Genomic DNA, 11,768 nt, shown 5'->3' on the forward strand with positions numbered 1-11,768 from the left:
CCCAGAACGCCCCGGTAAGCCAACCAAATCGGAAAAGCCCTGTTCAGAGGGAGCGGCCACGGAGCCTTGGGTGCAGGTGGTCGTGAGTGGCGATTGATTCCCGCCGCGGTCCGTGAAGGCCTCCTTGAGGGACCCAGAGTCCCTCAAGGAGGCCTTCACGGACCTCAGGTGAGCAGAGGGTCATGGTACCGGGGTGGATCGACGTGACTCAGCGGCTCAGGTACCCCAGCCACCCGCCGTACCCCGTGATGTCCTCGGCGCCCTCCACCGCGCCCGGCTCGCAGACGAACCCGGACACCTCGCTCCCGTCGGCCAGCCGCACCTTCCCGATCGCCAGCGGCGCGGGAACGCCCGCCACGAACTCGCCGAAACCGCCCAAAGGCAGGTCCCACACCTCGGCCTCGATCGCCGCGCCGCCCGAAGCGACCCGGACGAGACCGGGCTTCGGTGGCACGGTGTCCAGCGCGAACAGCCGGTACTCCGCCGCGGTCGGTCCGGCGGAAACGAACCTGCCACCCCGCGAGGTCAGCTCGTGGTTCAGCGGCTGCCCGCGCAGATGGGCACCGACGACGGCGATCCGCGTCCGCCGCGGCACCGAGTGGGCGACGTCGGCGAGGATCCGGTCGGCGTACGCGGCGCCGACGAGCATCACCCCGAACGGCAGCCCGCCGACGGTGCCGGCGGGCACGGCCAGCGACGACAGGCCCAGCAGATTCGTCGAGTTCGTGAACCGGCCCAGCCGGGCGTTCACGCCCAGCGGATCGGCTTCGACGTCGGCGATCGTCGGGTGTTCCGTCGTCGTGGGCAGCAGGACACAGTCCACAGTGGACAAAACGGCCGACGCTTCCCGTGAAAGATCCTCGAGCGTCGCGAGGTCGGAGAACAACCGGTGGGCCGGGATGTCCTTCGCCGCGCCGATGATCCGCCGCACGGACGGATCGACGACGTCCGGGTGGGCCTCGATGAACTCACCGACCGCCGAGTACCGCTCGGCCACGAAGGCGCCCTCGTACAGCAGACGCGCGGCGGCCAGGAACGCCGATATGTCGACAGTGACCAGTTCGGCGCCCGCGTCGCGGAATTCGTGAGCCGCCGCGGAAAACGCTTCGGCCCACCCGTCCTGCAGCGGCCCCACCTCGGACGGCACGCCGACCCGGGAAGGCCGGTTCAGCACCGGTAGGTCCCGAGGCTCGCTGAGACAGGTGAACGCCGCCGAAGCCTCATCGACCGTCCGCGCGAACACGGTCACGCAGTCGATGCTCGCGCACGCGGGCACGACACCGGCCGTCGGCAGCAGCCCCCGCGTCGGCTTCAGCCCGACGATCCCGTTGAACGCCGCCGGAACCCGACCCGAGCCGGCGGTGTCGGTGCCCAGCGCGAGATCCGCGATCCCGAGCGCCACCGCGACCGCGGAGCCCGAACTCGACCCGCCGGAAACGTACGCCGGGTCGATCGCGTTCCGGACCGCGCCGTGCGGGCTGCGCGTGCCGACCAGCCCGGTCGCGAACTGGTCCAGATTGGTCGTGCCCAGGATCAACGCCCCGGCCGCGCGCAGCCGCGCCACCACCGGCGCGTCCTCGGCGGGCAGGTAGGCGTACTCGGGGCACGCCGCTGTCGTCGGCAGCCCGGCGACGTCGATGTTGCCCTTGACCGCGGCCAGTTTCCCGTACAGTGGCAAGGATTCCCCCGCCGCGCGACGGGCTTCCAGTTTCTCCGCGTCGGCGAGCACGTCCGGTTCGGGACGCAGGCCGATCCAGATCTCGGGCCGGTCGACCCGCGCGATCCGGTGGTACGCGGCGCGCACCCGCTCCAGCACGCTCATCCCGCGCTCCTTCCCAGTACCACCAGCGGCGTGCCGGGGGCGACCTGATCACCGGGGGAGACGAGCACCTCGACGACCTCCCCGGCGGCGGGCGCGGGGATTCGCGCCTCGGTCTTCATCGCTTCGAGGATCACCAGCGTCTCCGCCGGGTCGACCTTCTTGCCGGGTTCGACGTCCACCCGCCAGACGGTCGCGGCGAACGGTGCCTCGACGACGTGCCCACCGGGCGGGGCCTCGACCTTCGTGGTCGGGACCTTGGCTCCGACGGGTTCCGGCCGCGGGTCGAATTCGCCCGCCGCCGCCCAAGCTTGCCGCTCCGCCTCGAACGCCGCGCTCTGCCTCGCCCGGAACGAGGCGATGTCGGCGGCGTTGTCGGCCAGGAACCGCTCGTGGTCCGCCAGCGCGAACTCGCCGTCGGTGATGTCGAGTTCCAGTTCTCCCGCCGAACTCTGTGCCCGCAGCTCCAGTAGTTCCTCGGCGGTCACCGGATACCACGAGATCCGGTCGAAGAAGCGCAGCAGCCACGGCGAACCCGGCTCGAACGACCCGCGTTGCCGCCAGCCGCTCCACACCTGCACGGTCCGCCCGACGAACTGGTACCCGCCGGGGCCTTCCATCCCGTAGATGCACAGGTACGAGCCGCCGATGCCGACGGAGTTCTCCGCGGTCCAGGTGCGCGCCGGGTTGTACTTCGTGGTCACCAGCCGGTGCCGCGGGTCCAGCGGGGTGGCCACCGGCGCGCCGAGATAGACGTCGCCGAGCCCGAGCACCAGGTACTCCGCGTCGAACACCGTGCGGTAGACGTCGTCCACACTGGACAGACCGTTGACCCGCCGGATGAACTCGATGTTCCACGGACACCACGGCGCGTCGTCGCGTACACCCGCCATGTACCGCTCGATCGCCTCGCGCGTCGCCGGGTCGTCCCACGACAACGGCAGCCGCACGGTGCGGCTCGGCACCACGAGATCGGCGGTGCGCGGCAGATCGTGCTCCACCTCCTGCACGAGGCCGAGCAGCTTCGGCACCGGGAGCACATCCGGGTCGACGTGGACCTGGAGCGAGCGGATGCCCGGGGTCAAGTCGATGACACCGCCGCCGCCGTCGAGCCCCTCCTTGGCCAGCCTGTCGGCCAGAGCGTGAACCCGCATCCGCAGCGCCAGGTCGAGTTTCATCGGCCCGTACTCGATCAGCAGGTTGTCGTCGCCGCTGCGCCGGTAGGTGACCTCGGGGTTCTCGTCCGATGTGGACAGACGACCGAGGATGCCGCCGTCGTCGATCGGCTTCCGGCTCGCGTTCAGCGCCGTATGGGGCGTATCCCGCAAGGAGGACGCGTGCTCGGTGGTGATCGGCACGAACCGCACGGTGTCGCCCGGCCGCAACTGGCCGAGCTTCCAGCGCTGCCCGGTCACCACGGTCGCCGGGCAGACGAACCCGCCCAGGCTCGGCCCGTCCGGGCCCAGCAGGATCGGCAGGTCGCCGGTGTAGTCGACGGCGCCGATCGCGTACGGCGTGTCGTGGATGTTCGACGGGTGCAGCCCGGCCTCGCCGCCGTCTTCCCGCGCCCAGCGCGGCCGGGGCCCGACGAGCCGGACACCGGTGCGCGCGGAGTTGAAGTGCACTTCCCAGTCGGTGGCGTAGAACGTCTCGACGTCGTCCGGGGTGAAGAACTCCGGCGCGGCGTGCGGTCCCTCCGAGGCGCCGACCTCCCAGTGCGTCACGAAAGCCGGGCGGTCGGTCTCGGGAACCGGGCCGGTGACATCCTTCTCTGGAAGAGGACCGGGGTAGAGGACGTCCCCGGTCGCCAGCGCGCGCCCGCCATGCCCGCCGAAACCACCGAGGGTGAACGTCGCCGCGCTGCCCAGGAAGTCCGGCACGTCGATCCCGCCGCGCACGAGGACGTAGGCGCGGAGCCCGGCGGTCCCGGTGCCGACGTCGAGCACGCCATCGGCGGGGATCTCGACCGGCGTCCACTGTGGAACAGCTGCGCCGTTGACGGTCACCGGTGACGGCGATCCCGTGACGCAAACGATTGCGTCTCCGGTGAACCGCAGCGAGACACCGTCCACAGTGCACTCCAGGCCCGGCGCACCTTCGGGATTGCCCAGCGCGCGGTTGCCCAGCCGCAGGGACAGATCGTCCATCGGCCCGTTCGGCGGGACCCCCACGTGCCAGAAGCCCAGCCGTCCCGGCCAGTCCTGGACGGTGGTCATCGTGCCGCCCCGCAGGACCTCGATCCGCGGTTCGGGGTCGTCGATCGTGTCCAGCGTCGCGGTGTCATGGGTGACGTCGCGCAGCCGCTGATCCACGGCGACCGCGCGCAGCTGACCGAGGTTCGTCCGGACGCCGTCCACCCGGCTTTCGCCGAGTGCCTCGACCAGCGCGGACAGGGCCTCGGATCGGTCCGTGCCGACGGTGATCACCTTGGTGAGCAGCGGATCGTAATGCGTCGTCACGGTCGACCCGGCCTCGACCCAGCCGTCCACCCGGACGCCTTCGGGGAAGTCGGCGCGGGTCAGCAGGCCCGCGCTCGGCCGGTGCCCGGCGGCCGGGTCCTCGGCGTAGACCCGCGCCTCGACGGCGTGCCCGCGCGGTGACGGCGTGGTCGTGAACATGCCGGTGTCGCCGTCGGCGAGCCGGAGCATCCACGCGACCAGGTCGATCCCGTACACCGCTTCGGTGACCGGATGCTCGACCTGAAGCCGCGTGTTCACTTCGAGGAACGCGGCCTCTTCACGGTCCGGGTCGTAGATGAATTCGACCGTCCCGGCCGACCGATAGCGCACGGAAGCGCAGAGGTCGACGGCCGACGAGACCAGTTTCTCCCGCACCGCTTCGGGCAGGCCCGGCGCGGGGCACTCTTCGAGCACCTTCTGGTTACGTCGCTGCAGGGTGCAGTCCCGCGTGCCGAGCGCCAGCACGGTGCCCGCGCCGTCGCCGAACACCTGGACCTCGACGTGCCGCGCGTGCGTCACGAGCCGTTCGAGGAACACGCCCGGGGTCGAGAAGCTCTTGGCCGCGATGCTCTGCACCGCTTCCCAGGCGTCGCGCAGTTCGACGGCGGACGCGCAGGCGCGCATGCCGATCCCGCCGCCACCGCCGGTGGCCTTGAGCATCACCGGATAGCCGACCTCGGCGGCCGCGGCTTCGGCGTCGGCCAGGGTGTCCAGCAATCCGGTGCCGGGCAGCATCGGGACACCGGCCTCGGCGGCCTTCGCCCGCGCGGTGTGCTTGCTGCCGAAGACTTCGAGATGGTCCGCGGCCGGTCCGGCGAACCGGATCCCGGCCGCTTCCACCGCCCTGGCGAAAGCGGCGTCCTCGGACAGGAAGCCGTAACCCGGGTGGATCGTGTCCGCCCCGGTCTTCACCGCGGCTTCGATGACGGCGTCGCCGAGGAGGTAGCTCTCCCTCGCCGGCGCCGGGCCGAGCCGGACGGCTTCGTCGGCAAGCCGTACGTGCGCGGCCGTACGGTCGGCGTCGGAGTAGACGGCGACCGTCGGAATGCCCATCTCCCTTGCCGTCCGGATGATCCGGACCGCGATTTCCCCCCGGTTGGCGACGAGCAGCTTCACACGCCACCGCCGGTGACGATCATCCGGACCGGCGTCGGGTCGAAGCCGTTGCACGGATTGTTGATCTGCGGGCAGTTCGACACCAGCACGAGCACGTCGGTCTCGGCGCGCAGCTTGACCTCCAGGCCGGGCGCGGAGATGCCGTCGACGATGCCGAGCGTGCCGTCCTGTTCCACCGGCACGTTCATGTACCAGTTGACGTTGCTGACCAGATCCCGTTTGCCGAGACCCCATTTCGCGCCCTCGGTCAGGAAGTTCTCGACGCAGGCGTGCTGGTACCGCGTGTGCTGGCCGTAGCGGAGGCTGTTCGACTCCTTGCTGCAGGCGCCGCCGAGCGTGTCGTGCCGTCCGCACGTGTCCTCGACGACGGTCAGCAGCGGCGCGCCCTCGCCGGTGCGCAGGACACTGCCGGTGGTGAGGAAGATGTTGCGCTGCGCGGCGATCGTGGCGGCCGCGCTGTATCTCTTCGCCGTGTCGGCGGCGTCGTAGCAGAGGAAGTCGACGGCCTGGTTGCCGCCGAGATCGATGATCGCGAGCGTTTCGCCCTTGCGTAGCACAGCGGAGTACGGCGCCCGCGCGGCGACCTCGGTGTCGGAGATGATCGTCATGCCAGGCCCCTTGCGGTCAGGTAGTCGGCGGTGTTCTCGAAGGCGCGCTGTGCCTCGGGCGAAGCAGTCCATTCAGGACTGTCCGGAGTGGACGGAGCGGAGCGCTGCGCGAGGACGCGCAGCGGGGTGACCGTGTAGTCCGGACGCGGGTCGAGCGGATGCGCCACGTTGGCGATCAGGACGACCACCGGGAGTTCCGTGCGCAGGACCACGGATTTGCCGGCACCCGCCGAACCGGTGAAGGTCAGCCCGCCGTCGGCTTCCACGTGCACACCCTGGAAGAAGGACAGGCTCGGTGGCAGATCGCGCGGGGTCAGGCCGTGTTTCGCGGCGGCGAGGGTGAACAGCGCGTTCCCCGATGGCGAATCACCCTGCGGGCTTCCGTCGCCGTAACGCTCGGCGTTACCGTCCACAGTGGACGTTCCGCACAGGGCGTCGTGCTTCCCGCTCTCGTCGGTGACGACGGTCGCGAGCACCCGCGCCTGGTCGGAAAGGAGGGCGATCGCCTCGCCGAGATAGGCGTTCCACTGGACCTTCACCGTGTCCGCGACGTTCAGCCGCTCCCAAGGCTGGTCCGCGTTGAACAGCAGAACATGCGCGCAGGCGTCGCCCTCGACGTCGGTCAGCCGCAGCTCTGTGCCGCGGGCGAGGACCTTGTGGGTGTAGCCGCCACCGGCGACGGTCTCGGCCCAGACCAGCTTCGCCGGGTCGATCCCGGGAGGCGGATCCGGCCAGGTGGACGCGGGGATGGCGGGCATCGCTTCGGTCACCGTGCCCGCTTGGGCGCGGGCGTGGTCGCGAGCGCCGTACGTGGTCGATGTCGTGCTCATGGAACCTTCCTTCAGGTCGCGGGGACGGGAACCGTGGTGAGCGCGGAGCGGCGGCGCCAGCAGAGATAGCCGGTGAGCAGCGCGGCGCCGACGAACTCGATCGGGAACAACAGGACCCAGACGGAACCGGTGCCCGCCAGGTCGTAGATCGCGGCTCGTGGCCAAGCGATGTTGACGATCATCATCGCGCCGTACCCTACTGCCGCGATGTTGACCGGAATAGCCCATCGTCCCAGGGAGAAATGACCGGGTTCGGCGCTGAACCGGCCTTGACGGCGCCGCACCAGCAGCGGCCCGGTCACCAGGAGATAGGCGAGGTAGACCACGACCACCGAAGTGCCGGTGATGGTGCTGAAGATCGTCGGATTTCCCAGATTCAGCAGCAGGAGCCCGATGGCGAGCACCCCGGAAAGCACCGCGGGCGCGATCGGCGTACCGGTGCGGGCGTTGACCGCGGAAAGCCTCCTGGCGCCGGGGAGCGCGCCGTCGCGGGCCATCGAGTAGATCAACCGGACGGTGCCGGTCTGGATGGTCAGGGTGCAGACGACGACCGCGATCGCGACGTCGGCGAGGAACACCCGGCCGAGTGTGTCGCCGAAGACGGCCGTGATCACGTACGGCAGGCCTTTCCCCGCCAGCTGCCCGTCGGTCAGGCTCGGTGCCGCCATCAGCGCGGTGACGACGACGGCGAGCCCGCCGACCCCGGAGATCAACAGCGCGCGAAGCACGGCGCGCGGGGCGATGCGGCGGGCGTCCTTGGTCTCCTCGGCGACCGAGGCTGCGGTGTCGAAACCGTACAGAACGTAGGCCGCCATCAGCGCCGAAGCGAGAACGCCACCGGCTCCCGGGCTTTCGCCGGCGGGCTGGAGCACGACCTGCGGGCCGCGGACGGCGAACAGCGCGAGACCGATGATCAGCACGACGACCCCGACGAGTTCGGCGCCGACCCCGATGTCGTTGATCCGCGCCATCAGCCGCACGCCGCCCGCGTTGATCGCGGTGGTGAGGACGATCAGCAGGGTGCCGAGCAGGACCGCGTTGCTGGCGCCGGTCGGGGAGGTGATCGCCGGATCCCCGCCGACGAGCTGGAACCCGCCCCAGACCGACGGGAGGACGACCTGCAGCGCGATCGCGGCACCGGCGAGCGCCACGACGCAGCCCACCAGCATCATCCAGCCGGCGAGCCAGCCCGCGAATCCGGGGGAGAGGTGTTTCGCCCACTGGTAAACCGATCCGGCCAGCGGGAATCGGGCGGCGAGTTCGGCGAAGTTGAGGGCGACGAGCAATTGCCCGGTGATCACCAGCGGCCAGGTCCAGAAGAACAGCGTGTCGCCGAAGGAATAGCCGAAGGCGAACAGCTGGAACACCGTGGTCAGGATGGAAACGAAGGAGAAACCGGCGGCGAAGGCGGAGAAACCGCCCAGTGTCCGGCGAAGTTCTTGACGGTACCCGAAGGCGGAAAGGTCTTCGGAAGGCATTGAGGAGGCTCCTGTCTCAAGGGCCGGATTTCGATCGGCTGACCGAAATTAAGCGCGTGCGGGATCCTTCCGATCTCCGCCGGGTAAGCGCGGTGTTAACAGATACCGGATTCGGTAACCTGGGCCGACCGCCGGACGTAACAAAGATCTTCGCGGAGAAATGGCAGGATCGGATAGATGACGAAAACGACCGGGGTGGGCAGGCCGAGAGCCAGCGGCGCCGCCGCGAGCAAACGGGAGGCGCGGCTCGCCGTCTTGGACGCGGCGGGGGAGCTGTTCACCGGCGCCGGGTACGCGGCGACGACCACACGGGCCATCGCCGAACGCGCCGGACTGCGCCAGGCGTCGCTCTACTACCACTTTCCGTCCAAAGAGGACATTCTCGCGGCGCTGCTGGAGGACACCGTCCGGCCCTCACTGGACGTCGCGGGCGGGCTTTCGGCCAAGCTCGCGCCGGTCGGCACGCGGCTGTGGGCGCTGGCCTACGCGGACATCCACCTGCTCGGCAGCGCGCGGCACAACCTCGGCGCCCTGTACCTGCTGCCCGAGATCTCGTCGCCGCGGCTGGCGCGCTTCCGGGCCGAACGGGCGGAACTCAAACGCGTCTACGGCTCGCTCGTCGCGGCGGCCGGCGTCCACGGAGACGTTCGCGGCATCCGGACCGATCTCGTGTTCGGGCTCGTCGAAAGCATCGCGATCGTCCGGCGTGACCAGCCGGACCTGGACGTCGAGGCGCACGCCGTCGAAGGGGCCGACGGAGTGCTGAGGCTCACCGGTGTCGGGGACCCGGACGCCGCCGTGCGCGAGGCCGCGCGGGGGCTACTGGAGGGCTGACCCGGGCAGGGCTGGGGAGTGGCGTTGTGAAAGCCACTTTCGCAACGGTGAACGTTGTGAAAGTGGCTTTCGCAACGTCTGGGCACCTGCGTGCCGTGACGATGAAGAAGGCGAGCCGGTCAGGCGGGGGTGGCGTGGAGTGCCTTGCTCAGCACCGCCACCGTCAGCTCGACCTGCCAAGGCCGGGCACCGCCGTCGCGGAGGACCTGGGCGACCGAGTCTTCGCTGAGGTCCGCGGGCGGACGCCAGCAGGTGCGGCGCACCAGCTCCGGCAGCAGCAGATTCTCCACCGGGAGCCGCCGGTCCTCCGCGATCGCGGACAGCGCCGCCCGGGCGGCGCTGAGCCGGGCGGCGGCGTCGGGATCCTTGTCCGACCACCGGTTCACCGGCGGCGGCCCGTCGGTCTGCTGCGCAGGGGTCGGCAGTTCGCCTGCGGGGAGCGCGCGGGCGGCCTGCAGATGCCGCAGCCAGCTCGCGGTGTACTTGCGCTGGACCCGGCCGCTGAACACCGGCAGCGCCTGCAGCTGCTCGACGGTCTTCGGGTCCGCGGTGACGGCGTTGATGATCGCGCTGTCGGGCAGGATCCGGCTCGGCGCGCGGTCGCGTTTGCGGGCGAGTTCGTCGCGTGCCTGCCACAGTTCGCGCACGGCGGCGAGGCCGCGGGCGCTGCGGATCTTGTGCACGCCGGACGTCCGGCGCCACGGCTCGGCCCGAGGGGCGGGCGGCGGCGCGGTGCGGACGGCCTCGAACTCCTGCTGTGCCCATTCGAGCTTGCCCTGTGCGGCCAAGTCGGCTTCGAGCTTCTCTCGCAGCTCGATGAGCAGCTCGACGTCGAGGGCGGCGTAGTTCAGCCAGTCGACGGGAAGCGGACGCTTCGACCAGTCGGCAGCGCTGTGCCCCTTCTCCAGCTGGTAGCCGAGGAGGAGTTCGACGAGGGTGCCGAGGGCGACCCGTTCGTACCCGGCGAGCCGTCCGGCGAGTTCGGTGTCGAAGAGGCTCTTCGGGCGCAGGTCGAGTTCGGCGAGGCACGGCAGGTCCTGAGAGGCCGCGTGCAACACCCATTCGGCGTCGTTGAGCACTTCCGCGAGGGGTTCGAGCTGACCTTCGAGCGGAATGGGGTCGATGAGGAAGGAACCGGCACCTTCGCGGCGCAGCTGCACGAGGTAGGCCTTCGGCCAGTATCGATAGCCGGACGCGCGTTCGGTGTCCACGGCTATGGCCCCGCTGCCGCCCGCGATCTTCGCGCAGGCTTCGGCGAGGGCGGTCGCGTCGGCGATCACCGGTGGAGTGCCCTCGGCGGGCTCGCGCAGCAGGACCGGTCCACCGGTGTCGTCGGTGCCGGTCTTCGGGTCCGTCTGCGGTTCTCCGGGTCGGTCGCCTTCCATAGGTGAAGACCCTACGGGACGAGCGGGCCGCGCCTGGTCCGCCCGCCCCGCAGGGCTGTTCGCCTTTGTCAGCGGATCACGCCGGCACGCATGGCCAGCGCCACCATCTGAGCCCGGTCACCCGTGCCGAGCTTGCGCCCGATGCGGGAGAGGTGAGACTTCACGGTGAGAGCGGAGAGGCTGAGTTCCTCGCCGATCTCTTTGTTGCTCTGGCCGTCGGCCACGAGCTGCAGCACCTCGACCTCGCGCGCCGAAAGCTCGCGCGGGGTGTTGTCGGTGCCGGCGACTCGGGTGCCGGTGGCCAGGACCGGTGCGACGCTCGGGTCCGCGTAGACGCCGCCCTCGAGCACCCTGCGGACGCCGTCGGTCACTACGACCGGCGATGCCGACTTGAGCAGGTATGCCTGGGCGCCGGCCTGGAACGCCGACCTGACCGCGTACGGGTCGTCTGATGAAGCGAGCACCACTACTCGAGGCCAGCCATGGCTACGAAGTTCCGTAACCAGCTCGATGCCGCTGCCATCCGGCAGTCCGAGATCGAGGATCGCCAGGTCACAAGGCCCGGTGGCCTGTGCTCGCGCCCTCGCCTCGGCCACCGTGGCGGCCTCGTGGACGGTGCCCGCACCCATCTGTGCGAGTCTTGCTGAGATTGCCTCCCTCAACAGCGGGTGGTCATCGACCACCAACACGGAAAAAAGCTCTTCCCGCGGGTGCGGAACCATGCTCGCCGGCAATGAACCGGCTGGCGTGGATCGGACGGCCTGAGAAATGCCGACGGTAGCCACGTCACTACCTCCCTGGAGTCGGTCGTGCCCCCCGACCGGCACCGGGACTTTCGGCCGTTTAGCCGCGCCAGCTTTAGACCGAAAGTGGTGTCGTCGATGGCACTGTAGCCGCCCTGAGGCCTTCGCGGGGGGATCGAATGGGTATCTATCTCAAACCAGTGGTCACTCAGGGAGTTCGTAGTAACACGATCGGGCTAGTACACAGCCGGTGGCTAACACATCGCCGAAAGAACACGATGGACTTGAGTTACCGGGGCTCGACCGACTGTGCAGATGGGCCGTGCACCTGCCGGTGCCTCTGCTTGGGAGGCTCGGAGAGAAGTGTGCCGGAGCCCGGAAACCGCTCTCGGCGTGGGGCTTGATCAACTTCGCGGAGAGTCATGATCGCTCCGTTCGGTAACGATGGCGGTGACGCTCCGGAAGCGTCTCGGGGTGCTCGCGGCCGGGTTCGATC

8 protein-coding genes are annotated in these 11,768 nt (G+C 69.9%); 1 reads left to right on the top strand and 7 read right to left on the bottom strand.

What is annotated here, in order from left to right; translation table 11 throughout:
- Positions 1–208: 208 nt before the first annotated feature.
- From ACLJQ7_RS17855 to ACLJQ7_RS17875, 5 genes are read right to left on the bottom strand one after another with little or no spacing between them, the layout of a single operon-like run.
- Positions 209–1,822 carry an allophanate hydrolase gene (locus ACLJQ7_RS17855; RefSeq protein WP_410649326.1) on the bottom strand — a complete coding sequence of 538 codons (1,614 nt, stop codon included), beginning with the start codon at positions 1,820–1,822 and terminating at the stop codon, positions 209–211.
- Positions 1,819–5,394 carry an urea carboxylase gene (gene uca, locus ACLJQ7_RS17860; RefSeq protein WP_410649327.1) on the bottom strand — a complete coding sequence of 1,192 codons (3,576 nt, stop codon included), beginning with the start codon at positions 5,392–5,394 and terminating at the stop codon, positions 1,819–1,821. Before uca ends, ACLJQ7_RS17855 begins: the two co-directional genes overlap by 4 nt.
- Entirely contained in the window at positions 5,391–6,002 is a 612-nt protein-coding gene (locus tag ACLJQ7_RS17865) for an urea amidolyase associated protein UAAP2 (RefSeq protein ID WP_410649328.1), read from the bottom strand. The genes uca and ACLJQ7_RS17865 overlap by 4 nt, the downstream gene beginning before the upstream one ends.
- Positions 5,999–6,832, bottom strand: coding sequence for an urea amidolyase associated protein UAAP1 (locus tag ACLJQ7_RS17870; RefSeq protein WP_410649329.1), 834 nt, complete (start codon positions 6,830–6,832; stop codon positions 5,999–6,001). The genes ACLJQ7_RS17865 and ACLJQ7_RS17870 overlap by 4 nt, the downstream gene beginning before the upstream one ends.
- Before the next feature lie 11 nt (positions 6,833–6,843).
- Positions 6,844–8,310 (bottom strand): amino acid permease, encoded by a 1,467-nt coding sequence (locus ACLJQ7_RS17875; protein ID WP_410649330.1) that lies wholly within the window; start codon positions 8,308–8,310, stop codon positions 6,844–6,846.
- A gap of 177 nt (positions 8,311–8,487) precedes the next feature.
- On the opposite strand from ACLJQ7_RS17875, the gene ACLJQ7_RS17880 reads away from it, so the two are divergent.
- On the top strand, positions 8,488–9,144 hold the full coding sequence (locus tag ACLJQ7_RS17880) for a TetR/AcrR family transcriptional regulator (RefSeq protein ID WP_410649331.1): 657 nt from the start codon (positions 8,488–8,490) through the stop codon (positions 9,142–9,144).
- Between the two features lie 119 nt (positions 9,145–9,263).
- Here ACLJQ7_RS17880 and ACLJQ7_RS17885 read toward each other — a convergent pair whose 3' ends face one another.
- Together ACLJQ7_RS17885 and ACLJQ7_RS17890 are read right to left on the bottom strand one after the other, a co-directional pair.
- Complete coding sequence (locus ACLJQ7_RS17885; protein WP_410649332.1) at positions 9,264–10,529, bottom strand: HRDC domain-containing protein; 1,266 nt, start codon at positions 10,527–10,529, stop codon at positions 9,264–9,266.
- Positions 10,530–10,597: 68 nt separating this feature from the next.
- Positions 10,598–11,314 (bottom strand): response regulator transcription factor, encoded by a 717-nt coding sequence (locus ACLJQ7_RS17890; RefSeq protein ID WP_034318331.1) that lies wholly within the window; start codon positions 11,312–11,314, stop codon positions 10,598–10,600.
- Between the last annotated feature and the right edge of the window lie 454 nt (positions 11,315–11,768).

This window comes from Amycolatopsis sp. cmx-4-54 (genome assembly GCF_046548895.1).
In the GTDB taxonomy this organism is placed as follows: domain Bacteria; phylum Actinomycetota; class Actinomycetes; order Mycobacteriales; family Pseudonocardiaceae; genus Amycolatopsis.